Source organism: Dyadobacter sp. SG02 (assembly GCF_900109045.1).
In the GTDB taxonomy this organism is placed as follows: domain Bacteria; phylum Bacteroidota; class Bacteroidia; order Cytophagales; family Spirosomataceae; genus Dyadobacter.
On the sequence record NZ_FNYL01000023.1, the window covers coordinates 21507 to 44121 of the forward strand.

Here is a 22615-nt window from a genome sequence, read left to right on the forward strand (position 1 = left end):
TCTACTGGACAACGATGGCGACGCGGCGGTTTGCTGCTCTGCCGTCAGCAGTGCTATTGCTCTTTTTAGGAGCGTTTTGCCCTTTGGCATCTGTGAGCAGTTGCTGCGCCGACAGGCCCGCCTGGGTTAACTGCCGTTTGAGATGTTCTGCGCGATTTTGAGAAAGTTTCATATTGATCTGTTCAGAACCCGTGTTATCCGCATGCCCTGTCAGCAGTAGTTTCTTTTCCGGGTTAGCTGCCAGATATTGGCGCGTAGTGGCGATGAACTTTTCATTTTCAGGCGTTTTGATGTATTGTACCCCGCCCGGGCTGTAGTAAAGGTCTATCGGTGTGAAAATATCCGTGTGCGGTCGGGATGTTACCAGCGTCGGATCGGGAGCAGCTTCGATGGCTGAAAAATTAAAATTCAGGGCCTGCAACAGAGAATCCTGGCTGGTTGGTAGCGACTGCGCGCTTTCTCCCAAAGTGATGATCTGACCTTCGGGGGCGCCCTTCAGCACATACAGTTGTTTCATTTGCTCGGCTCTGGCAAGGCCCAGATTCATAGCTTCTGATTTATTGGACTCAGAAAGTAAATAATGACCTACGATGGTCAGCTTTCGATCCGGATTAGCCCTCAGATAGCTCGCCAGCGAATCCAGCAGGTGCTGTACCGGCATCCAGTTGGGCATTTCTTCTGATAAAGCAAAGCTTATATTTTTCTGAGAAGTCACCGAAAAACGGTGGCCGTCCTGAATAGACAGCGGGCTGTCTGGACGCTGGTATCGGACAGGCTCCGACAGGACCGGATCGCATAACAATTTGATCTTGCATACATGCCACCAGGTGGAGGCGGCCATCCATCCACCAAGGATAATCCACCAGAAAACGTTACTTTTTGACATAAGACAGATAAGTTTTGGGATGCCTGACTTTGATGAAGACCGTAATTACCGGTTTTGACCGGCCAATAATTTATGGACAAGCCCGGCCAGCATTGCGCCTGCGATAGGGGCGGCGATAAAAAGCCAAAGCTGCTGGATTGCCCAACCGCCGACAAAAACGGCCTGGCTTATACTACGGGCAGGGTTGACAGACGTATTGGTGACCGGGATGCTGATCAGGTGAATCAGCGTGAGCGTCAGACCAATAGCCATTCCTGCAAATCCGGACGGAGCCTCTACACGCGTTGCGCCCAGAATGATCAATAGAAAAAAGAAAGTCAGGGTAAGCTCGGATACAAATGCGGAAAGCATATTGTATCCGCCCGGGGAATGTGTGCCGTAACCATTGGCGGCAAAATCGCCGATAGAGCTGCCGTTACCTGTTACGATAACAAATAGTATTGCCGCGCCCAGCAATCCGCCGGCTATCTGGGAAATGATGTATCCGGGCAGTTGGTCAGCATCGAGTCTGCCGCCGGCCCAAAGACCTATCGAAACAGCCGGGTTCAAATGTGCGCCTGATACAGAGCCTACCGCATACGCCATGCTCAAAACGGTGAGTCCAAATGCAAGCGAGACGCCCAAAAGACCGATGCCGACCGCAGGAAAGGCCGCTGATAGCATGGCGCTTCCGCATCCGCCCAATACTAGCCAAAATGTACCCAAGAACTCAGCTAAATACTTTTTTTTCATTGTAAAGCGGATAAGAATTAAAATTGGTTAAAAGACTATTGAATGAAATTAAAAGAGGTGGGCACTGGATCTTGTTTGCGCGCTGGTGGGCAGTTTTTTCCTGAGAATAGGTCTGTGAGCAAGCAGCAGGAGCAGAGAAACGATCCCAAACGCTACCCAGCGATTAATGGAGGTACCGGGCATCAGGTCTGTAAGTATCAGCGCGAGGTATCCCCATGAAACAGAAAAAAATATCACCGATACCACGCGAAAGAAATGATTGCCGTAGCAAAGCGTACTGGTGAGCACGCTGGCGAGTGCTGCTAAAAAGAATGCCGAGGCCCTATCCAGGCCCATAGATTCATAGTACAAAAATGATACATACATCCATGATGAAAAGATCTCAAGGATAAAAATCACAAAATGTCCGCTTAGATTGAAGCTCTGTGGACTGTCGGTAAGAGAATTGTAATGTCGCTGCATAGGCATCTTCGCTATCGGGTTGAACGGAGGTTGTTTTCAAACGATGGTGGGTTGGTCAATGGGCGACTAATAGATTTCTTATTTTATTGAACAAACATATTTAATCAGCGCGTAAGAAATGTAGATTTGTTAATGGCTGTTTGTAGATTTTTAAGCACAGATGAAAATATATCTCCCGGTAGAACCGGGAGACTATCGGCATTCGTGTCCAAATGTTATTCGAAAGAAATTTGATGTATTGAATATATTTAATGGCCCTACAACAACTAATTGCCAATTGATTTGTTTGAAACTTTATTTTTTTCTTGACAATAGTTGTCATTGAATTTTTGAATAAACTTCGATTGAGTGATGGGTTCGATTAAGTTTACCAAAGATAAGATGCGAAAATATTATTTGTAATAGCAATTATTCTAGTAGGTGCTAGAATTTATTTAGGTATATATTTAATATTGAATCAATACGCAAGTCGCTAATTAAAAACTAAATTTGTTTTTCAATTAAAGCTGCCACAAGCAGCGACTTATTACATGTTAATATTGTGAATCCTCACAAGGCCTGGTTCCTGCGGAAAATGAGTGTTAGTGTCCTTGAAGCCCCTATAAACAGAAGCATAGACAGATAATGAGAATTTTTTGTTTTAACAGATGAGTTGAATAAATGATATGCAAAAGGGAAGACTTTCTCCGATCTGTTCCTGGGCTTTAACTTTATGCACGCTGATTTTAGCACTTAACCTCACGCTGGTCAAGTTTGATCCTGTGACCGGAGGGGGCGTCACCGAACTGCTACTTTCGCTGGTGCTTTCCGGTATTATCTTCAACGCGTATGTGGTTCTCAGTGAGAAGCTGTCTGAATGGTATAAAAAGCATTTGATGCTTTTGCAAGGCTGGCTGATGATGGTTTGCCTGACGCTTGTTTTTTTGGGTACTTACTTTATTTGTCATCCCTGAACACACCGGTCTTATGGGATCTGCGCCCGTTTCATATGAATTGCAAAACCCAAATATCATTGAGATGACCAATGCAATGCACAAAAAGTTTATCGACTACTGCCGGATCTATGTCTATCCGGCCCGACTCGATGCAGGGCTGACCACCGGGGATCTGGTAGTACAGTTTCTGATCGGACTTGCCTTCTATATTGTCATAGATATTTCAATTACATTGGTGCTGATCCTGTTGGCAAATATTTTCGATAACCACTTCGAAATTGGCCTTGTCGACAACTGTGTGATCGCCGTTGATCTAGCCATCAAAGTCCTTTTGACAATCGTTTTTGGAAAACGGCTTTTACCCATCATTAAAAAGCTTTTCAACAAGCAATGACTCACTTTGATTCGGGAGCAGTAGCTTCGCTCAGCATCTCATCATGATTCTCAGATCACTTCGCAGCGCGATCCGTGCACTTTTGCCGGTCGTGTTGGCTTTTTTAGTGTGGGCTTTCTCGCCCGCGACTTTTGTTTTGGCGCAAAGACCAGGTAATGTGCTTGAAAGGGACTCTGCGCGCACTGATACAGGCAAACAGCTCGATCTGATCGACATTGGAAAGCGGCTGCTGCATATCAAGCCTTCCAAGCCGCGGGCCACTTCAAAAAACGGTATTTACTTTGCAGCGCTTCCCTTCTCGACTCAAGTGCCGGGTGGGGGAACTGCCATTATCACTTCGGCGACAGCTGGCTTTTACCTGGGAAATAGGGCGGATACCTACATGTCTAAGTTATCCTTTACTCCCTATACGAACTTTAAAAAGCGTTTTGGTCTACCCATCCGTTCGTATTTATGGCTTAATGAAAACAGCTGAGTGATCAGCGGGGACTCCCGTCTGATGGTTTATCCTTCCTATACCTGGGGGCTTGGCCGCCAGTATAAACAACAGGATGGTTTGCTGATCAACTATACGTACCTGCGTTTTCATCAGCAACTGCTTAAACGGATTTCCCGCGGATTGTTCACAGGTATCGGTTATCATCTTGATTACCATGCGCATATTACGACCGGTCGTGATAAACCACTTTTGAAAGATTATGCCCAATATAGCTATGGCACTAGCGGCCCAAGCAGTGTGTCCTCAGGAGTGAGTCTGAACCTGCTCTTTGATACCAGAACAAATTCCCTCAATCCCTGGGACGGTCGTTATTTGGCGCTGCAATTTCGTTTCAACCCGACTTTTTTAGGAAATAACCACCAGTGGAAGTCTGTCTATCTGGACGTTCGCAAGTACATACGCTTTGAAAGAGGGACACACAGGCAAAACATGCTTGCTGTTTGGGGATATCTTTGGACGGTGCTTGATAAGCAGGTTCCGTATCTGGATCTTCCCAGCCTGGGTTGGGAAGAGCATAACCGGTCTGGTCGTGGTTTTGACCAGAGCCGTTATCGTGGGCGCACACTGCTGTATACGGAGGCCGAGTTCCGCAAGGATATTACTGACAACGGGTTTTTGGGCCTAGTGTTATTTGCCAATGCTAATACGGTGAGTGGTCCGCGCAGCATTTTGCTGATCCATTGGAACCCGGCCGTTGGCGGAGGCATCCGCATTAAAATGAACGAGCGTTCAGCGACAAATATCGGATTAAATTATGCCCGGAGCCTTCATCATGTCGGGGTTAACCTAACGCTCGGAGAGGTTTTTTGATTGCATATGCCCGCCGAGACTAAAATATCATAAACCGAAATTTTTGGAGATACCGAATCCGGCCCCGCTTCCGAAAGAAAGTACAAAACTGGTCGCTGTATTGCCGGACTTGGGCTTGCTGCTAACTACACCGAGGGAACCAAAATTGAAATTCAACGCAAACCCTTTCTTTAAATTTACCCCAATTGCGGGAAAGAGGTGCCCCGAGAATCCATTGCTCTTTACTCGGTCGTATTTACCGGTTATATAATTGGCATTAAGCTGCCCATATACTGCAAAGATGTCCGAGAGCGGATAGGCGTAACGGATAAATGGGCCTGCGCCAAATGTGGACGTTTTGATTTGTGATTCCCCAGTCTTTGCGCTGCTCACCTGCAGGTTAGCTCCCGCCGTCCAATGGTCGTTGAATTGATAACCAACTCCCGGGCTCAGCGAGAATGTATTGGACTTGACACCCGTCGAAGCCTTCGAGGAGGCGATGTCCAGGTTGCCATACACGAGCAGCGTGCCGGTTTGAGCTAATGCTGCTTTTGAAAAAAGCAATGCTGAAAAAAGCAAAGTGGTAGCTTTCATGGTTTGGAGATATTAGTTGTTGGAAGTAATTCACGGCCAAGACTACTGCATGCGGCAGAGCGGTAGTCCAGGGCCCTGGCACGCAGGGAAGCTTTATATATATGGCTGTCCGTTGGTAGTTGATTTTCGAAAGACACTATTGTCCAATGCCGGGTATCTGAAATACACAGCATTGGAACTGTGCTAACGCCTAAAAGCATACGTCGCTATTTAACGCCTGCTTACCAGGCTGATCAGAAAGAGCAATAACCATCCACCAAGTGCAGCAATGATAATGTGCCCCAACAAGCCTTGTCCTCCAATGCCCAGTTTACCGGCAAGCCAGCCGCCCAAAATAGATCCGGCAATACCAACGAGGATGTTTCCGATTAAGCCAAAGCCCCATCCTTTGAACAGTACGCCAGCTAGCCAGCCCGAAATGGCTCCGATCAGGAGAAAATACAGGAAATCCATAATAAATTCGATTCATTTGGTTAAGAAATTGTTTGTTAAAGAAGTTTGGGTTTGCGATGATTTATCCAACCTGCTGAAAGCGGCTGTGCAAACCTGAATTATATACCCGCCGGTACTTTTAGTCGATTTTTGGTGATAGCTTTGGCAAACGTAAAATTTTAATTTGTAAAAAATGGGTACTAGAATTGATTCTATTAAGGTTGGCCACAGTTCGAGAATATGCGGGGATTAATGATTTGTAATACGCATTGAAATAACTGCTACTGAAAATACAGGTAGATTTGCGAAAACAACAATTATTCTCGATAAAGTTGCAAATGTTCGAAAAGTAGATTCATATATCGATGAAAGATCACTGATAACTAATCGTTGCCATGGGTGACATTGCCACTACTTGGCGAAATCCGGGTGACCTTTTCAACCAAAAGATGCCCATGTTCGAACTCAAAAAACGGCAATTTGACTTTTAACTTAAAATCCGAAATCTCGTCGGAAAGTTCCTGATGTCCTGGCTTTTCGCGCACGAAATTTGCCGGGATATAACTAGCGGTAAGGCGATCGATTTTAGCGATATATTCATTGGCCTTTTCGATAAAAAAAATGACGATTTCATAGCGAAGGCTGTTTTGGTATGATGACGTTAAACATTCAGGAAAGACTTTAAATAAAGAACATTTGCGCATCAGTATGTCGCTTGCAAAAGATGTCATCTTTCGCAAGCGACCACAATTGGACAATTGTAAAAGATTTTTCTTAATGGACCTATAGCACTGAACCATTTCTAGGCGAAGGTGCGATTAATTCTAGACTACGATATTATTGGAATCAGCAATACTATATAAATTCTAGCTGCCACTCGAACAATAGCTATTTTAGCTTACCTAATAGGAATCTATTTTTGCTACCTTGTTCCTCGATGCGCATGCTATACATCTATCTAACTTATTTAAGCCTTTTTGCTCCCTTTCACCGCGCAGATCTGCTCAGTCACAGCACATCGACCGTTGGGGTCGATCAATTACGCGGCAATAGTGAGGCAGGATATTTTTTCGCGCTACGGCAGGTCCCCTTGGATAAAAAGGAATACATCTTCACCGCTGATCTATTAAAAAGGGCAATTTACTTCAATGCAGGTAAGACCATTCCGTTGAGCTATACGATGACGGTAAAGAAGGCCCGGGGATTTGACATGTATTTCTCCGCGACGGATTATAGCATCATATTGTCTGTCAAAGAACAAAAAGAAGTTGATGAGCTGACAATTGACTACCAGGGTACTTTGCTTGTTCGCCATGGGCGGGACAGGCAGAAATTTGCAGTACATGGGTTGTATGTCAGGTGAAATGGGGGTTCAAGCAAGTAGGTATCACAATCTGACTTGGGTTGCCAGCGCTTGATATTTATCAAGATCATCTTTGGCCAGTTTGGCGATTTCGAGTGCCTTTTCGGCATTCCTGCAGGTCTCGTATTTTTGCTGCATTTTCCAATGCGTCTGAGCCAGCTCATAATACAAACCGGCAGCTATTGAACGATGTATCCCAATTACTCGGCAAGCCCTGCCAACGGACACTTTTTCTTCAACAGCCCACTCCACGAGTTCCGTTTGCCGACAAGGCTCTACAGCTTTTTTTCGATGATGTCCTTGGCGAGTTTATAGTCCAGGCTCAGCTCGGCAAACATTTGCTTCAATCGTCGATTTTCATCCTGGAGAGCCTTTAACTCCTTCAATTGAGCAGCTTCCATTCCGCTGTACTTTTTACGCCAGTTAAACAGCGTCGCTTTTGAAATGCCATATTCACGGCAAACATCCATTGCTTCCCGGCCACCCCCATACTGCTTGAGGATAGCCACAATCTGGGTCTCGGAGTAGTTTTTCTTTTTTATGTGACAGTTAAAATTAGCTCTTTTCGAGTCTAATCCTAAACTGTCCTAAATGCGGGAAAGCTTACAAATTCGGGAAAGCTTACAGTGCCCACCGAAAAGAAAACGATCCATCAACTGTGTGAATTGGCGTGAGCTGGAAGTACCCCTCTTTCTTTGGGTCCTCGCTCGTTCGAGTGGCTGGTGCTGGTGTGGGCTTTATTGCGGTAATACCTTCGGAGCTACGCGGTTAATAACTATGTTTTTAGACGCACCTGTGTTCTTTTTTACTATTTGAAGATCGGCATGTGCTACTATTAAGTGAGATACCGATAAGGACTTTTCAACGGTTTGCCATACACTCGTTGAAATGCCATAGCCAAGTTTGCCATGTCATCATGATCAAAAATTGCTCCATGTTGACGCAGAGTCGATTTGAATTGAATGGTAACCGTACTTTTGGAATGTAGATTCTTAAATTGGCAACCAGAAACATACAAACCTGCCTTCATCTCAATATACTGCGAAATGGAATCATTTGTCACCGATAGAATTTCTATACTATCGAAATTCGAAACTGCAAGTATAGAGTCGTTCTTTTCGTTGAAGGCGAGTTGAATAATAGGGTTGTTTTTTGAGATTCTCGATGTGCGCAAAGACCATTCTTTTAAGTTGTCGTCCCAAATTTTAATCGTTCCGTTGCGGCTTGAAAATACGATGCTTTCCCCTGTTTGGCTAAACGCGAAATCTGTGACAATCTCTGAGCCGATAGTGAGAACTTTTTCGGGTTGCAATTTAGTGATATCCCAAAATCTCACGGTACGATCCTCTGAGCCTGATATAAGCATTTTCTGGTCGCCACTGAAATTCAATTTGAGTACAGTATTTGAATGATCTTTGAAGCTCTCCACAATTTTTCTGTCCGCGAAATCCCAGACCTTTACAGTACAATCCCATGATCCGGAGAAAAATAACTCCCCAGCGGAATCAAATTGCAGGCAGGAAACCGTCATCTGATGCGCGGGGAGCGAGTTTTGAGGCAGACTATTAGCGACGTCCCAAACTTTAATTGTGCAATCCATTGATCCAGACAGAAACGTAGTTCCATTAGGATGAAATGTCAAGCATGACACAGCTTTTTCATGCCCTACAAAATTAATCTCGCAATTACTTTGGTGTATGTTCCAAAGTTTGATCGATGAATCCTGGGCACCGGAAACAAAGCTCTGGCCGTTCGGATGAAAGGCCAAGCTTGTAATGTTGTCCAAATGTCCGACAAAGGTGTCTAGGCAAGTACCGCTTGCTGCGTCCCAAAGCCTGATTGTGCGATCGTTCGAGCTGCTAAGAAACTTTTTGCCCATTTCATCGAATGTACATACGCTGACAAAATTTTTTGCCCTCTCGATCACGAACAAACACTGTCCTGTTGTCGATTCCCAAATCCTTAAACTATGATCTCGGGAGCCGGAAACAAAAAATTTGCCATCCGAAGTAAATTTTATGCTGGTAACGCTGGCGCCATGCCCGTGGAAAGTCTGTAAGCACTTTTTGGAACTGACGTCCCAAAGTTTGATCGTTTTATCCGACGAGCCTGAAATGAATGTGGTTCCATCGGGACTGAAGTCGATACAGTTTACGGCTCCATCATGTTCATCAAAGGTATCGAGTTCATCCTGGGATTCGGTGCCCCAGATCCTAATGGTTTTATCCTCGCTTCCGGTGATGACTATCTCACCCGCAGGATGGAAGGAGGCGCAAAGCACATCATCAGTGTGCCCTTTAAACGAAGCAGAAATATCTTGTGTTCGTAATTTTTCTAGATTAAAATCATCCTTGAATAAGGGTTGATCTACAAGAAATAGTTTGCCCGTACCATAAGACTGGTCCGGGAGAATAGGTTTGTCTGTGCCTTTATATGTCCTGATATTTTCACCGGTTTTGACATTCCACAAGTAGATTTGAAGGTCGGCAAATGACAGGAAGATCTCTCCTTTCGGATGAAAAATACCTTTTGACGAAAAACTGTCTTTAATCACACTCGGTATGCCGCGGTTAAAGCTCCATGTTTTATTGTCGAAAATGAAAATATCGCCACCTGGTGAAAAAACAAGGCGCGATGCTACTCTGAGATGTTCACTATCTTTCATATTTTCGAAAGTGTACACACAGGAATACGTTGTCGCTTCCCATATCTTGAAGGAACCATTGCCGTAAGTAGAGAAGAGAGTTTGACCGGACGGATGAAAGCATACATTATGGACCACACCTCGACGACGAAAAAGTTGACTGGATTTGTCGTCTTCCAAGGTACTAATACACTGGCCAGTGTCGATATCCCATACTTTCACGGTTCCGTCTGTTGAGCCAGAGGCGAAAATTTTTTTATTAGGATGGATTGCAATATCCGCTATCGACCCCGCATGACCATTTGGAATAAAGCAGTTTTCGTTAATCAGACTGTTATCAAAAGTTGCCGATAGGTAGCCGTCGCTCACTTTTTTGGAGCAAAGCGTATTGTGAAAAGTGGCTCTGGAAAGGTCTAGATTGGAGAAATTAATGCCACCCAAGTGTTGTCTGCAATCGCGCAAAATACTTACTATGTTCGCAACGGTAAGCCCAATTACTTTTTCATCGAAAACACCTCTAATGCGATCAAGTACTGATGCAACCAAAGTTGAATTTGTGTATGGTTGCTTTTCATGATCGTGTTCTCCGGATATCTCGCCGATAAGACGCCGTATTTCGAGAGGCAGAACTCGGTCTCTCAATATGATCGTTTGTTGTTGAAGGGCCCTATCACTTTTAAGTACGTTCAGTATGTGGATTGCCGAGAAAAAATCCCTGAAATTCTGATGGAGGAACTGGTACCCCTTAAGGTCTTTCGTTAGGAAACGTAATTCCTGACATAAAGAATTTGTGATTTTGGCAAAGCGCCGTGCTTTCTCTGCAAAGTGCAGTTGCCCCAGATTAAAGTCTGAAAGGTATTGATTGTATTCAGGGAAAACTGCTAGAAATCGGTCGTCGTAAAAGTAATTGCAGGTTTCTTCTATTAAAATAGCCATATCCGCCTCGTTGATAACGAACTTTCCATCATTTTCTAGCTTATAAGCTAGGTGAGGAATAAAATGACGGATCAAAAATACATTGTAGTGGAATTTTTGGGGAATCAGGTCAAATACGTGGGATAGTTTCACAATTTGAGATTCCACGAAATTCCAAATTAATTCGCCTGCCGTCGAGACACTGATTTTGAATTCGAATTTTGTATTTCCCGCATTCTCTTTTACTATTTCGCAGGTATTTGCGAAGAGAGTGAGCATCATAGGATTTTTAATGACCGATTTTATTTCGTCGCTTTTGGAAATATCTACTTGCTGTTTGATCAAGTAATCTCTTACACTTTTTTCTGTGAGTGGTTGGAGAACAAATGTTTGGTAGTCTTTTGCCCAGGTAAAATCTATATCATAACGAGATGTTAATACAATTTGGACGGAACGGCCTTTTTGACTTAGATCAAGCAATTCGAGTAAAAGATAGCGCTTTTGATCGCTTTCTACCGTAATTTCATTGTAGCCATCTAGCAAAAGGATTATCTCAGGCGCATCACTCTTCGATTTGGTTATAAAAGATTGCCACAGCAGATCTCTCTGGTCGTCTTTTTTACTTTTCAAGCCCAGATAATGCCAGCAAATACGATTAGCAATGAATCCGTCGCGCTCTGACTCACTGACGGTGTTGAATTCACTGAGGTTTATGAAGATAGGGATAGGGGCAAAGCGTGGTTTTTGATTGAGAGTCGATATGTTCAAATAATACTCCCACAGCCGAAGAAGCGAAATTGTTTTACCCATGCCGCCCTCGCCTATTAAAAGGGTCTCTCTTTTGTCTTCATCCCAGGTTTTTTCTAACCCTGCTTTAAGCGTAAACTCGTTCCCGATTGTATCCTTGACAGACACCGGGATGGAGTTATTATGAAATTGTTCAGTCCTAGTTATTCCAGCTAAAATCTCATCTTCAATGGATAAGTTTTTAAAGGGGCCATGATCTCCTTTTAATTGCTCGAAGTATCTTAATGAACCTTTGGAGACTTGAATGAGAAATTTCTCACCTTGATTATGCTCGTTAATTGCGAGAAGCTTGTCGAGCTTTTCATTTGCAAATTTGATATCAAGCCTAACTTCTTGGAGCTCTAAGGCAATGGAACGTCGAGCGTCAATTAAGATATTTCTAATATCTACTGACAGATAACCGATCTGATCAAGCTTTTTGAGGCTTCTTAGACTTAGAAGTTTGATATCGGCGAGTTGTTTTTGTTCCAGTATTCTTCGTGCATTTCTGCAATATATTGGGTTGTCTGTTTTTAGATTGCTATGCATTTCAGATATATAGAAGGCAAACCAATTTGCTCCTGATGGTGTGCCTTGCGCAATCCAATATTTTAGTGGTTTAAAGAGCGCGTGGGTTTCTGGCAATATATATTCTTTGAATGCAACTTCATCTATTTTAGATTTGGTTAAACTATTTTGAGTTTTTGAAGCCGTTTTAGATATTATTCGATCCATGACATCGCTATTAATTAGCTCACTGTTCTTTAGATCCGGGTCAGAAGGACTCAATTGCGGCAACATCTGAATTTTTTCTCGCATTCTCTTTTGCATTGCTGTAAGATACGCGAGACAAGCTTTTTTTTCCTCCGGAGACATATCTGTGGAAGGAATATCGAATTTGCAGGCTTCACTGAATGAAATTAGTGCGTTAAGCGTCGCAAGGCGACTGCACCGTTCGATGTCGAAATTTCGGTCAATATCTCCAATACCTTCAATTTTCTCGCGAATCTGAGAGTATCCTTCATGACAAATATTCCCCAATACCCCTCCAAATAGGCCGTCTAGTCCATCTAACATGATTTTTGAGGCGTGATTACTTTCACTTTCTTTGTAGTGCTTTACTATGCCTGACAGAATAGAGAGCCCCAAGCTAGTTATTAGGGATACGGAGAGGATTGGCATGAAGTAGGTTTTTGTCAGTAGCAAGATAGTAAATAGAGGGGATATCAATAGCAGCAAACTGGCCCGAAGTTGAATTGGATGATCGTAGAAAGATAGGCAATTGACGAAACTTCCCATCGAACGTAATGACCTTCTCAAGTTATAGGTGCAGGATGTCCATTGTTTTGTGGCGTTAGTTTTCGGTATCAACTTGCGTCCCGAAATCGGGGCCGTACAGCAAAGCATATTTGGGCCGTAGAGCAAATCACAAGTGTATTTTTCCGGTGCACTTTTGTAACATCTCCGGCTGGTCGCCGGTCATGCAAAGTAAAGAACAATGAAAAAGGTAATTTTGGTAACCGGCGCTTCATTGACAGCGAAGGCCGGATCGACGTAATGATCAACAACGCCGGTTTCGGCACTTACGGCGCCATTGAAGATGTGACTATCCCGGACTCCGGTTATCACTGGAAGCAAGCGTCTTTAGAGTGGCCCGTCTCATACAACTCCTCTTACCTCACATGCGCAGGCGGCATTCGGGTTCAATCATAAATATTTCGTCCATTGCTGGAAGAATGTCGATGGGTCTTGGCGGATGGTACCATGCCAGTAAATTCACTTTGGAGGCACTCAGAGGTGCTTTACTAATGAAGTAGAACAGTTCGGTATTCATGTGGTAGTGAGTTAACCAGATATCAAGTCTGAGTTCGGTGGCATTGGCGGTAATAATTTGCTTAAAACCTCCGGCAGAGCATCTACGGGCCGATGGCGCAAAAATTTGCAGATATGCTCAGTCGGAGCATCGAGCAGAAAATGCTGGGGTCGATGGTTATTGCGGAACTGGTGCGTTACGCTATCGGTTCATCAAAACCCCAAACCCGGTATTACGGAGGCTACATGGCAGGCGTGTCACTTTTTATGCGGAAAGTCCTCCCGGATCGCGTTTTTGATAAAGTGCTGCAAAGCCAGCTCAAATAAATCCGTTACCTATAAACCGACATGAACGACGCAAGTCATATCTCCCTGAGCAACATGCTGTATTCCAGCGTCGATAAAAAGCAGCGCGGGAATGAGCAGTTTGTCTCAGATCATGCGCTCGGCTATATTATCTCGGGCGAAACGCATTTTCTTGACCAGCATGGCAAGTGGGTGGTGAAGGAAGATTCGATAGGGCTTGCCCGCCGCAACCAATTGGTGAAATCTCTGAAAGTCCCACCAGCCAACGGGGAATGTAAAGCGGTTAATATCGTGCTAGACCAGAACTTTCTGCACACCTATGCCGCCGAAAACCGGATCGCCGTGTTGGCCCCATACCGAGGCGATACGATGATCTCTTTAAAAGGCGATCCCTTTCTCAAAGACTATTTCCAATCCCTGTTGCCGTGTTTTGAGTAACCAAATGCCTTTACGCTGGCCATGGCGCTGATCAAGACACGCGAAGCAGTTGAATTGCTGCTTCAATATGACCCGGCGCTCAAAGAATTGCTTTTCGACTTCAGTGAACCTCATAAGATCGACCTCGAAGCTTACATGAACGAGCATTTTACGTTCAATGTGCCCACTACGCAATTCGCCCGCTCGACGGGGAGGAGCCTTACGTCATTCAAGCGCGATTTAGAAAAGATCTTTGGGTAGCCACCTGCCAAATGGCTAAAAGAGAAGCGATTGGCGAAGCCTATTTTCTGATCAAGGAAAAGGGATATAAACCCTCCGAAATTTATCTGGATGTCGGCTTCGAAAATCTTTCGCATTTCTCTTATACTTTCAAAGACGCATTTGGCGTAGCGCCGTCCAGGGTTTGAATCAGGTTCAAACTTGATCGGTGCGGCTTATGTCAATGTAAAAAAGTCCAGAAGGCTAACAGGCGAAAGCGTGTTCAGAAAACGTCTTTTCAACCTGATGGTCCCTTCCTGAAAAAATACCTAAAATTAGGTATATCGACAAATTGCATACCTACAATTGGGTATTGCATATAGAAAGTAGTAAAATATCGATGGGGCCTCTCTATCATTGCGTTACAAAACTATCGGAGCAAAATAGTCACTGATAGTAAAAATGATCGATCAATAGATTGGGTTCTAATCGCACGAGACCGTAGCTATTGGCGGCAACTCGTGCATCGCATTGGACCTCCAATCGTATATGCGTATATGGTATGGGGTTGGTAATTATTTTCCTTGTGCAAGATGTGGTTGCAGGGATTTATATCCTTATAGGATTGTACCAAATTGCAACTCTACATTGTTCAAACCATTGTTATGACTTCATTTGTCGTCGAAAAAATGTCTGTCGTCCAAAATGGGGTGCGTGCGACATTAGCCAGTGAATTGCCCGAATATATCCTAACGATGTATGAGTCCCTGGAGGAGATTGAAACGGTGGGTTCCAGGCCTTTCCACAGATGATCCTTCTGAGCCTGCTTACCTATGTTGGAGGCGAGGGGGTTCATCAAGTGGAGAGGACTAGACAACTATTCCCTGGAATACCGATCATTATTTATGGCAGCGATCCATTGCCGGACAGCATAAGCATGTATTATAATGCCGGCATCAATGGGTACTGCTCGCTGGAAAGCCAGGATCTGATTCAATGCATTAAAACAGTCAAGGAAGGCAAAACCTACTTTACCGGCTCGATGGTTGAATACTTTGTATTTCAATTACAGTCTAGTGTGCGTACGGCTGGTGCGCGCCCTTTAACCAGCCGACAATACCAGATCGCCTATTACCTGGCCAAAGGAATGAGCGTCACAATGATAGCAAAGAAGCTTGGGCTGGGGCATCGGTTAGGTATATCCCTGAATCGCGTACCTACAATTTGCTATAAAGCGAAACAAAATTGGTGGACGATCGGTGGCGGAGTCGAAGGCAGCCACATTCATAGGTTTGCACATCGCCGGCTATCTCCACAGCTCGGAGGGGATTACAGCTAAAAAGCGGAATTCTCCCAATGCGAATCCTGCATGTGCGTTTCCCTGAAATCACTATAATTTAAGGTTGATTAATTCGGTCATTAGGATTCTACGCGTGCTTCAAACAGTGCAGCCAGCTTCCTCAAATCTTCCAGCAAAAGGTTCGACTTCTGTACCGTAGGGAGCACCCTAAGGGACAAGTCGTTTTTAAACGCACTTGTCCCTTTTTTTTGTGTTCTTAACTTGCTCGTTATCTGATAGATAAGATCAATCCCTTCGTTCAGTCGAGCGGTTCGATGTTCCATTCCGTCAAAAGTCAAATTTTCGGGGAAGATCGAACCAATTATCTGTCGTTTTTCTTCTAAAGTGCCTGATTTATAAAGCTTTGAGAGGTGTTTGAGTCCCGTGAGGATATGCTTTAAATAGGCACCTATTCTGATCTCCATCCGGCCGGGTCGCGGTACCAGCATGTTCAGTTGGCGTTCAAATTTTTCATTTACGTCGTCCGCTTTAAATCGGACACCACATGAGGAAGAACAGTGATAATAGTAATAGTAAGTGCAATCTTCGCATTCCCGGCTGTCGCAAATTCGTACAAGGCTTTCGGTCACGCTCCCAGCACTTTTGTTGCCGAGCAGCACATTGCTGCGGATCTTGGGGATTCGGCATTTTAAATACAACGCTTATGTTGGTAGTAGCCCGTTATAATTTTTTATGACGGGCATTTGTCTTTTTAACGATTTCTCCACCAGGCTTTTCATTCAACAATATATCCAACGCCAGTTTTTGAAAGACCTGGTTTTGATAGCTGATCGCCGGGACAGGCAAGACCAATTGTAGGATCTTGCTCCAAAACTTTTTTTATTACGACTAGGTCTAAATAGTGTTTCCGACGACTACCCTGTTGAGTGACCTGTCATTTCCGTAGTCAAAATAAAACCCCGATGATCCGTCGCCAAACATCCTATCGGGGCTTAGTTAACTAACCAATTTAATTAATTAACCATTTTTACAAACTTATGTACTCTTTGTCGAAATCCCTTGTGAAAAGGCGGTTCATGCCTTTTTATCTGGCGCTTTTTTGTTCCGTTCAGCCTGTCTTTGCCCAAAATGACACCAGGAATTTCCCGTCGCAAAAAAACAGCAAACTGGAAGACCGCGGTATCGTAAGAGGCGTTGTCAGAACGCCAGACGGCAAAGGGGCCTCTTACGTGAACGTTGCTTTGAAGGAGATCAATAAGGGAACGGTAACCGATGAAAAGGGTTATTACGAGATCAAAGGCCTGAAACAGGGTTCCTATGTGCTGCGCGTTTCTTCGGTGGGACTGAACCTTCAGGAGAAATCGGTGCAGGTAGTCGAGGGGCAGGTTGTCACAGAAGATTTTACCCTGACTGAGAATGCTTCCGAGCTTAATGAGGTGGTTGTAACAGGCTCGAATGTAATCAACAAGCCCGTTTCGCTGGGCAAGGCCAACATTCGTCCATTGGATCTGCCGCAGGCCACCGCGGTCGTGAGCAGTGTTGTAATTACTGACCAGCAGATTTCCAGATTGGGCGATGCGCTGCAAAATGTGAGCGGCGTTTCACTGACCCAACAACGGGGTGGGGTAGCCGAGACATTTTCCTCGCGCGGTTACAGCATCGGAATTGCCGGTTCATCGGGAAGCATTTTCAAGAACGGCGTCATTTCAAACACCCAGGGTTTTCCTGAAACAAGTACCCTTGAATCCGTCGAGGTATTGAAAGGCAGCGCCGCATTGTTGTACGGAAACGTTTCGGGCGGAATGATCGTCAACATGGTTACCAAAAAACCGAAGTATGAGTTTGGCGGGGAAGTTTCGATGCGCGCCGGAAGCTACGGCCTTTATAAACCTACCCTGGACCTCTACGGAGCTATTGCCAAAAACCTTGCGTTTCGGGTGATCGGTACGCATGAGGCGGCCAAAAGCTATCGCGATGTGGTTACGACGAAACGTACCTTCGTGAACCCGTCGCTGCTCTACAAGATTGGCAACAAAACGGATATTCTGGTTCAGGGCGATTTCTCCAAGCAGTCGTTGACGCCTGACAATGGAATAGGATCCCTGAACGCCAACCGGGATGCAGAGATTATCCCAAGCCGGTCGCGGTTTATAAATACCGTTTGGGCATACAGTGATGTCGATCAGCTTTCAGGATCTGTGAATGTGAACCATCAGTTCAGCGGCGCCTGGAAACTGAATGTGATTGGCTCCTTGCAGGGAACGGATGTAAACTCATTTTCTTCCAATGTCCCAAACAGCATTGCCGCAAACGGGAACTATGTCAGGAGCTTATCCCGCGTAAAGACCTCCGAGGATAGTAAAACCGCCCAGATCAACCTCAATGGTAACTTCAAAACCGGACCGATCGGTCATCAGTTGCTGGTTGGAGGTGATTATCTGAAACTCGAAAGCGTAAGCAATACATTCCGCATTACCAGCGCAGGGAAGCCGGTAACGACCTACGATACGATCAATATCCTGGACATGAATAAGTATGTGCAGCGCACAGACATTCCCGACGCCGAAGCGACACAGCGCACCACCTCGCCGTCTCACCGCCTGGGCTTTTATGTTCAGGACATGATCAGCCTGACCGAAAAGCTCAAAGTGCTGGCTGGTGTGCGCTGGTCGTATCAGAAGACCATCCAGACTACGATTTTGAACCTGGCCGATCAGGTGGTCACCAGGGGAACTGCGGAAACCGTATCCAACAAGGCATTCTCGCCCAAAGCATCGTTGGTTTATCAGCCTGTTAAAACCACTTCCATTTATGGTAGCTATTCCAATAACTTCACCTTCAACACTGGTATTGACATTTACGGCGGGCAGCTAAAACCGTCGATCGTCGATCAGTTTGAAATAGGGGCAAAGAATGAGCTTTTTAATGGCAAGATCGCGGCCAATGCGAGCGTTTACAGGATCGTCAACCACAACCTGGCACAGATGGCCCCGACAAACCTGGATGGAACAACCAATTCCAACGCAAATGTAAAAGAGCTGACCGGAGAGACTACCAGCGACGGTTTTGAGATCGATATCAATGGAAACCTGTCGAGAAACTTCTATTTCATCACAGGTTACGGCTATAATTATATGCGGTATACCAAGACTTCGGAACTGAAAGGTTCGTATGTTACTGGCGAGCGACTGATCAACAATCCCGCGCACAGTGCTAATGCAACCGTGTTCTATACCTTCGATCATGGAAAAGTGAAAGGCCTTAAACTGGGTGCTTCCGGGTTCTACACCGGTAAGCGCTACGGTGGTGTGAACAATACTTTCGGGCAGACGCCGGAGTACAGCAGACTTGTTCCATTAACCGGTTTTGCCACATTCGATCTCTCGGCCGGTTACAGCTTCAAGGGAGTTTCCCTGCTGGCGAAGCTATCCAATATCTTCAACGAGCTGAATTACATCGCCCACGACAGATACAGCATCAACCCAATTCCTCCCCGCCAGGTTACAGCAACGCTTTCCTACAAATTCTAAGGTAAGGGACTTCTGTCATAGTCACGGGTATTTGTGACACACTAAATCGTCGTGTCGGTGTGATTCTGAGGGAATCGCCCCCGCACGACGATTTTACTTTTCAGGTCAGAGCCCCAAAATGCGTTTTTGCAATGCTTCCCGGTAAAATTCCCCGATGGGAATCTCTGCTTTTTCCATCAGAATGCGGTTTCTTTCAATGGACTCAATTTTAGGTATGGCCACTACAAAAGACCGGTGAACCCGTATAAACTGCTCGGAAGGTAGTTTTTCCAAAAGGCCGCTTAATGACAGCTGGGTAGTAACCTTTTGATGTTTTGACTGAACCAATACATGATCTTTTTTTGATTCGATAAAAAGGATTTCCGCCAGGTCGATCCGGACAGTTCTCGCTCCTGACTTTATAAAAATGTGGGCTTCCCTGGTTTTTGAAAGGTTTTCGTTTGTTTGAATGGCCGCGTTTTTTTCCGCCAGCTGCGACTGTATTTTTTGCACTGCCACAACAAATCTTTGAAATGGAATTGGTTTGAGCAGATAGTCCGCCGCATTCAATTCAAATGCGTCCACTGCAAATTGCGGGTACGCCGTCGTCAGGATTACAGCGGGCGGATTTTTAAGGGTTTGCAGAAACTGCAAGCCCGAAAGACCGGGCATTTCGATGTCAAGAAACAAGAGGTCGACCGTGTTCCTCGACAAAAAATCCAGCGCCTGCATTGGAGTTGAACACAATTTTTCAAGATGTAGAAAGGGGATTTTCTCGATATAGGCCTCCATTACTTCCAGGGCCAGCCGTTCATCATCCACCACCAGGCAACGTATCTTCATAGTCAGTTTAATGTCAGGGAAAGCGTAGTTTGAAAGCACCCGGCATTCTCTTCAAGCAGGAAAAAGTGTTTGTCGGGGTACAAAAGGGATAGTCGTTTTCTAAGGTTAGTCAGCCCGATTCCGCCGGCTTCATTGCGGGCTGGTGATTGGACACCGTTATGGGTTTGTACCCTTAACGCATTATCGGCTATCGTAACGGTGATCGCAGCGAATTCAGCGCCATGCTTGAACACATTTTCGACAAGAGGCATCAGCAGGAAAGGTTCTATCGTGTGATCGTCAATAGCGCCCCGGACTTCATATTGAATAGGAAAATCCAAAGGCAGACGCAATCTCTGTAATTGCAGGAAGTTTTCGATCATTTCTAATTCTCTGGAAAGTTTGACGCGCTCCTCAGCCGTTTCATACAACGCGTACCGCATGAGCTGTGAAAGCTGCATAATGCCGCCCGGCGTTTCAGTGGATTGTCTGAGAGACAGCGCGTATAGTGCATTGAGTGTATTGAATAAAAAATGCGGGTTGAGCTGGGAGCGCAGGTAGGCCAGCTCGGTTTTCAGCTGGACGTTTTCCATGTTGCGGGTTTTTTGTTGAAACGAAAACCAATCCACCGTAAACCGGATAATGCATGCGAACAATACAAATAGTAGCAGTTCGAAAAAACGAAGTATAAATTGCTCTGAATAAGACATATGGAAGGGGATTGAGCTTCCGCTGTACCAGTTCCTCAAACCGTGATAGAAGGGAATCGCTATGGCAACGAGTCCCGCGATGCACAGCATATTTGCCAGTACAAAAAGCAGCACTTTCTTTCGCGCCAGCAGGGATGGAATGAAGTAGCTGTAATTCGCGTAAAAGATAATAGCCTGGGCAAAAATGTAAATGCTGGGGTGCCCCACGACGAAGTCAACACCCTGATAGTGGTTGACATATATGGCAAGAACTGCATAAAGTAACCAGGCCATGCCGTGAAGCAAAAACGGCAAATGAGCTGGCAATCGCCTGAAAAAGAGCTGTGGAAACGGGATAGGCATCACCCCGTGAAATTACGAAAATAACATGGCGGATTTTTTGTCGGCCCTCAGACGCCGCAAATCCACAGGCAGACGCCATATTCCGGCCCGTCAATAGCCCGCTCGGGCATGTTTTGCGTTCCGGGGTTGCGAATCCTGCATAGGAGGGAAGTCGGTTTTATCTCAAAATGCAATGGTTTTGATTTGACTAAAAATCAAAATACGATGAATGCATACATGATTGAAACCGACCAGCTCAGCTATGCCTATGGAAACCGGCCGGTTCTTCACCAGATAAGCCTGCAAGTACCGGCCGGCAGTATTTACGGGTTCCTTGGTCCGAACGGTTCCGGGAAAACCACCACCATTCGCTTGCTACTTGGGCTTATCCACGCTCCAACGCAGCGCATTTCAATATTTGGACAAGACATAAGGGCAAACCGTCTTTCGGTATTACGCAAGGTGGGGGCGTTGATTGAAACTCCCACCGTGTATCCGCACCTGTCCGGCCGGGAAAACCTCGAAATCGGAAGGCTGGCGAGAGATGCCAGCGCAGGGCAGGTGGACAGGGTCCTGGAAATGGTAGGGTTAACCCACGATGCCCGGCGCAAAGTGAGCGATTATTCGCTGGGCATGCGGCAGCGACTGGGCATAGCGTTGGCATTGCTGGGCGATCCCGAGCTGCTGATCCTGGACGAGCCGACCAATGGACTGGATCCGGCCGGTATCCGCGAGATCCGTCGGCTGCTGGTCGAGCTGAGCCAGTTTCATGGAAAAACCGTTTTTATTTCCAGCCATTTGCTGAGTGAAATGGAGAAGATGGTGACCCATGTGGGGATCATCCATGAAGGACGCCTGTTGTTCCAGGGGTTGATCGGTCAGCTGAGGGCCGAGCGTGGTCAATGGCAGGACGCCGTTTCAACGGACGGCCAGCATACAGATATTACGCTGGAAGATATTTTCCTACATCTAACGAACTCCCGGAAATGAGCACATTCAACGACCTGTATCGCGGCCTTGCGATGGAGAAAATTAAGATCAAAAGAACATTTGTGATCTGGCTCGCCCTATTTGCACCGGCCTTTGTAGTCATAACGGCTTTTGTGGCCGCCTACACGGATGGTGACAGATTTTACGGACCGGGAATCAATCCCTGGGTCAACTTTTCGGGGCATGTGCTTGTGGGTTGGGCGTTATTCGTTTTTCCAATTTACGTGGCGCTTCAATCTGCGTTGTATGCCGCTGTCGAACATAACAATCGGGCATTTGGCTACTTGTTCAGTTTGCCGGTCCCCAAATGGAGTATCTATGCGTCCAAACTTCTGGTTCTGACCGCGCTGGTTGGGCTGAGCCATGTCGCACTGTACGGATTTGCCGAGGGAGCGGGATGGCTGCTGGGTGTACTCAAGCCGCATTACGGGTTTCAGCATTACACTTTGCGCGAGGTATTGTCTAGGGCAGCATTATGGATGTTTCTCGCTGGCTGGGGAATGATTGCCATTCAAATGTATGTTGCTACTCGCTTTTCAAGCTTTATCATTCCGGCCGGGATCGGACTTTTTGCCACCATGGCCGGTGCCATTTCGCGGGGATTTGCGGCCAGTAGGTTCTCACCTTATTTGTGGCCCATCTGCTTTCTGAACAACTCGCTGGAACTGAAAGACTGGCATTATTTATATGTCCTGCTCAGCATCGCAGCGTACGTTACATGCGCGGTGGCGGGAGGGATGGTGCTTAGCCGGAAAAATATATGGTGAGCAAGCCGCTT

At 45.7% G+C, this 22615-nt stretch carries 26 protein-coding genes; 14 read left to right on the forward strand and 12 right to left on the reverse strand.

Going from position 1 to position 22615, the window contains the following annotated elements; all coding sequences use genetic code 11:
• Position 1 precedes the first annotated feature (1 nt).
• The 3 genes from BMW93_RS34025 to BMW93_RS34035 are packed head-to-tail and all read right to left on the reverse strand — an operon-like array spanning position 2 to position 1954.
• A complete protein-coding gene (locus tag BMW93_RS34025; protein WP_090387131.1) occupies positions 2-886 on the reverse strand; it encodes an OmpA family protein in 885 nt (294 codons plus the stop codon).
• Between the two features lie 45 nt (positions 887-931).
• A complete protein-coding gene (aqpZ, locus tag BMW93_RS34030; protein WP_090387132.1) occupies positions 932-1618 on the reverse strand; it encodes an aquaporin Z in 687 nt (228 codons plus the stop codon).
• Between the two features lie 48 nt (positions 1619-1666).
• Positions 1667-1954 carry a hypothetical protein gene (locus tag BMW93_RS34035; RefSeq protein WP_143061779.1) on the reverse strand — a complete coding sequence of 96 codons (288 nt, stop codon included), beginning with the start codon at positions 1952-1954 and terminating at the stop codon, positions 1667-1669.
• A 791-nt stretch (positions 1955-2745) separates the two neighbouring features.
• Between BMW93_RS34035 and BMW93_RS34040 the strand changes: the two genes are divergently transcribed.
• From BMW93_RS34040 to BMW93_RS34050, 4 genes are all read left to right on the forward strand, one after another.
• Positions 2746-3033, forward strand: a complete 288-nt coding sequence (locus BMW93_RS34040) for a hypothetical protein (protein WP_090387136.1) — start codon at positions 2746-2748, stop codon at positions 3031-3033.
• A gap of 64 nt (positions 3034-3097) precedes the next feature.
• Entirely contained in the window at positions 3098-3409 is a 312-nt protein-coding gene (locus BMW93_RS34045) for a hypothetical protein (RefSeq protein WP_143061780.1), read from the forward strand.
• A gap of 43 nt (positions 3410-3452) precedes the next feature.
• Entirely contained in the window at positions 3453-3884 is a 432-nt protein-coding gene (locus BMW93_RS35780) for a hypothetical protein (RefSeq protein ID WP_218147767.1), read from the forward strand.
• Positions 3885-4718 (forward strand): BamA/TamA family outer membrane protein, encoded by an 834-nt coding sequence (locus BMW93_RS34050; protein WP_218147768.1) that lies wholly within the window; start codon positions 3885-3887, stop codon positions 4716-4718. It begins immediately after the preceding gene.
• A 27-nt stretch (positions 4719-4745) separates the two neighbouring features.
• Here the strand turns inward: BMW93_RS34050 and BMW93_RS34055 are convergent, their stop codons facing one another.
• From BMW93_RS34055 to BMW93_RS34065, 3 genes are all read right to left on the reverse strand, one after another.
• Positions 4746-5291, reverse strand: coding sequence for an outer membrane beta-barrel protein (locus BMW93_RS34055; protein WP_090387139.1), 546 nt, complete (start codon positions 5289-5291; stop codon positions 4746-4748).
• Between the two features lie 210 nt (positions 5292-5501).
• Positions 5502-5744, reverse strand: coding sequence for a GlsB/YeaQ/YmgE family stress response membrane protein (locus BMW93_RS34060; protein WP_090387141.1), 243 nt, complete (start codon positions 5742-5744; stop codon positions 5502-5504).
• A gap of 362 nt (positions 5745-6106) precedes the next feature.
• Entirely contained in the window at positions 6107-6463 is a 357-nt protein-coding gene (locus BMW93_RS34065; protein WP_143061781.1) for a hypothetical protein, read from the reverse strand.
• 203 nt (positions 6464-6666) lie between these two features.
• On the opposite strand from BMW93_RS34065, the gene BMW93_RS34070 reads away from it, so the two are divergent.
• Positions 6667-7086, forward strand: a complete 420-nt coding sequence (locus tag BMW93_RS34070) for a hypothetical protein (protein WP_143061782.1) — start codon at positions 6667-6669, stop codon at positions 7084-7086.
• Between the two features lie 24 nt (positions 7087-7110).
• On the opposite strand, the gene BMW93_RS34075 is transcribed toward BMW93_RS34070, so the two are convergent.
• The 3 genes from BMW93_RS34075 to BMW93_RS34085 all read right to left on the reverse strand — a co-directional run bounded on the left by BMW93_RS34075 (position 7111) and on the right by BMW93_RS34085 (position 12613).
• Entirely contained in the window at positions 7111-7338 is a 228-nt protein-coding gene (locus BMW93_RS34075; protein WP_090387147.1) for a hypothetical protein, read from the reverse strand.
• A 23-nt stretch (positions 7339-7361) separates the two neighbouring features.
• Complete coding sequence (locus BMW93_RS34080) at positions 7362-7628, reverse strand: transposase (RefSeq protein ID WP_090387149.1); 267 nt, start codon at positions 7626-7628, stop codon at positions 7362-7364.
• Between the two features lie 293 nt (positions 7629-7921).
• Positions 7922-12613 (reverse strand): hypothetical protein, encoded by a 4692-nt coding sequence (locus tag BMW93_RS34085; protein WP_177194282.1) that lies wholly within the window; start codon positions 12611-12613, stop codon positions 7922-7924.
• 467 nt (positions 12614-13080) lie between these two features.
• Between BMW93_RS34085 and BMW93_RS36385 the strand changes: the two genes are divergently transcribed.
• From BMW93_RS36385 to BMW93_RS34110, 6 genes are all read left to right on the forward strand, one after another.
• Positions 13081-13248 carry an SDR family NAD(P)-dependent oxidoreductase gene (locus tag BMW93_RS36385; protein WP_177194283.1) on the forward strand — a complete coding sequence of 56 codons (168 nt, stop codon included), beginning with the start codon at positions 13081-13083 and terminating at the stop codon, positions 13246-13248.
• Between the two features lie 130 nt (positions 13249-13378).
• Complete coding sequence (locus BMW93_RS34095; protein ID WP_143061783.1) at positions 13379-13570, forward strand: hypothetical protein; 192 nt, start codon at positions 13379-13381, stop codon at positions 13568-13570.
• Positions 13571-13591: 21 nt separating this feature from the next.
• Complete coding sequence (locus BMW93_RS34100) at positions 13592-13987, forward strand: hypothetical protein (RefSeq protein ID WP_090387156.1); 396 nt, start codon at positions 13592-13594, stop codon at positions 13985-13987.
• Between the two features lie 21 nt (positions 13988-14008).
• A complete protein-coding gene (locus tag BMW93_RS34105) occupies positions 14009-14227 on the forward strand; it encodes a hypothetical protein (RefSeq protein ID WP_090387158.1) in 219 nt (72 codons plus the stop codon).
• Between the two features lie 11 nt (positions 14228-14238).
• Complete coding sequence (locus tag BMW93_RS35305) at positions 14239-14394, forward strand: AraC family transcriptional regulator (protein ID WP_143061784.1); 156 nt, start codon at positions 14239-14241, stop codon at positions 14392-14394.
• 599 nt (positions 14395-14993) lie between these two features.
• Positions 14994-15524 (forward strand): response regulator transcription factor, encoded by a 531-nt coding sequence (locus tag BMW93_RS34110; protein WP_090387160.1) that lies wholly within the window; start codon positions 14994-14996, stop codon positions 15522-15524.
• Between the two features lie 80 nt (positions 15525-15604).
• Here BMW93_RS34110 and BMW93_RS35785 read toward each other — a convergent pair whose 3' ends face one another.
• On the reverse strand, positions 15605-15949 hold the full coding sequence (locus BMW93_RS35785) for a hypothetical protein (RefSeq protein WP_218147769.1): 345 nt from the start codon (positions 15947-15949) through the stop codon (positions 15605-15607).
• A gap of 582 nt (positions 15950-16531) precedes the next feature.
• Here BMW93_RS35785 and BMW93_RS34120 point away from each other — a divergent pair.
• Positions 16532-19015 carry a TonB-dependent receptor gene (locus BMW93_RS34120; RefSeq protein WP_229241121.1) on the forward strand — a complete coding sequence of 828 codons (2484 nt, stop codon included), beginning with the start codon at positions 16532-16534 and terminating at the stop codon, positions 19013-19015.
• A gap of 105 nt (positions 19016-19120) precedes the next feature.
• On the opposite strand, the gene BMW93_RS34125 is transcribed toward BMW93_RS34120, so the two are convergent.
• Positions 19121-19837, reverse strand: coding sequence for a LytTR family DNA-binding domain-containing protein (locus tag BMW93_RS34125; RefSeq protein WP_090387164.1), 717 nt, complete (start codon positions 19835-19837; stop codon positions 19121-19123).
• Positions 19838-19839: 2 nt separating this feature from the next.
• Positions 19840-20868, reverse strand: coding sequence for a sensor histidine kinase (locus BMW93_RS34130; protein WP_143061785.1), 1029 nt, complete (start codon positions 20866-20868; stop codon positions 19840-19842).
• A gap of 204 nt (positions 20869-21072) precedes the next feature.
• On the opposite strand from BMW93_RS34130, the gene BMW93_RS34135 reads away from it, so the two are divergent.
• Both BMW93_RS34135 and BMW93_RS34140 read left to right on the forward strand, forming a co-directional pair.
• Positions 21073-21837, forward strand: a complete 765-nt coding sequence (locus BMW93_RS34135; protein WP_090387168.1) for an ABC transporter ATP-binding protein — start codon at positions 21073-21075, stop codon at positions 21835-21837.
• On the forward strand, positions 21834-22604 hold the full coding sequence (locus tag BMW93_RS34140) for an ABC transporter permease (RefSeq protein WP_177194286.1): 771 nt from the start codon (positions 21834-21836) through the stop codon (positions 22602-22604). The genes BMW93_RS34135 and BMW93_RS34140 overlap by 4 nt, the downstream gene beginning before the upstream one ends.
• Positions 22605-22615: the final 11 nt, after the last annotated feature.

Bases quoted from the DNA above. Each gene is read 5' to 3' on its own strand.
- BMW93_RS34140 (WP_177194286.1), top strand. From the start codon at position 21,834: ATGAGCACATTCAACGACCTGTATCGCGGCCTTGCGATGGAGAAAATT.
- BMW93_RS34070 (WP_143061782.1), top strand. From the start codon at position 6,667: ATGCTATACATCTATCTAACTTATTTAAGCCTTTTTGCTCCCTTTCAC.
- BMW93_RS34130 (WP_143061785.1), bottom strand. From the start codon at position 20,868: ATGCCTATCCCGTTTCCACAGCTCTTTTTCAGGCGATTGCCAGCTCAT.
- BMW93_RS34085 (WP_177194282.1), bottom strand. From the start codon at position 12,613: ATGCCAATCCTCTCCGTATCCCTAATAACTAGCTTGGGGCTCTCTATT.
- BMW93_RS34040 (WP_090387136.1), top strand. From the start codon at position 2,746: ATGCAAAAGGGAAGACTTTCTCCGATCTGTTCCTGGGCTTTAACTTTA.
- BMW93_RS34110 (WP_090387160.1), top strand. From the start codon at position 14,994: ATGATCCTTCTGAGCCTGCTTACCTATGTTGGAGGCGAGGGGGTTCAT.
- BMW93_RS34060 (WP_090387141.1), bottom strand. From the start codon at position 5,744: ATGGATTTCCTGTATTTTCTCCTGATCGGAGCCATTTCGGGCTGGCTA.
- BMW93_RS34035 (WP_143061779.1), bottom strand. From the start codon at position 1,954: ATGGGCCTGGATAGGGCCTCGGCATTCTTTTTAGCAGCACTCGCCAGC.
- aqpZ (WP_090387132.1), bottom strand. From the start codon at position 1,618: ATGAAAAAAAAGTATTTAGCTGAGTTCTTGGGTACATTTTGGCTAGTA.
- BMW93_RS34055 (WP_090387139.1), bottom strand. From the start codon at position 5,291: ATGAAAGCTACCACTTTGCTTTTTTCAGCATTGCTTTTTTCAAAAGCA.
- BMW93_RS34125 (WP_090387164.1), bottom strand. From the start codon at position 19,837: ATGAAGATACGTTGCCTGGTGGTGGATGATGAACGGCTGGCCCTGGAA.
- BMW93_RS34105 (WP_090387158.1), top strand. From the start codon at position 14,009: ATGGCGCTGATCAAGACACGCGAAGCAGTTGAATTGCTGCTTCAATAT.
- BMW93_RS34135 (WP_090387168.1), top strand. From the start codon at position 21,073: ATGAATGCATACATGATTGAAACCGACCAGCTCAGCTATGCCTATGGA.
- BMW93_RS34095 (WP_143061783.1), top strand. From the start codon at position 13,379: ATGCTCAGTCGGAGCATCGAGCAGAAAATGCTGGGGTCGATGGTTATT.
- BMW93_RS34025 (WP_090387131.1), bottom strand. From the start codon at position 886: ATGTCAAAAAGTAACGTTTTCTGGTGGATTATCCTTGGTGGATGGATG.
- BMW93_RS34100 (WP_090387156.1), top strand. From the start codon at position 13,592: ATGAACGACGCAAGTCATATCTCCCTGAGCAACATGCTGTATTCCAGC.
- BMW93_RS35780 (WP_218147767.1), top strand. From the start codon at position 3,453: ATGATTCTCAGATCACTTCGCAGCGCGATCCGTGCACTTTTGCCGGTC.
- BMW93_RS35305 (WP_143061784.1), top strand. From the start codon at position 14,239: ATGGCTAAAAGAGAAGCGATTGGCGAAGCCTATTTTCTGATCAAGGAA.
- BMW93_RS35785 (WP_218147769.1), bottom strand. From the start codon at position 15,949: ATGGAGATCAGAATAGGTGCCTATTTAAAGCATATCCTCACGGGACTC.
- BMW93_RS34045 (WP_143061780.1), top strand. From the start codon at position 3,098: ATGACCAATGCAATGCACAAAAAGTTTATCGACTACTGCCGGATCTAT.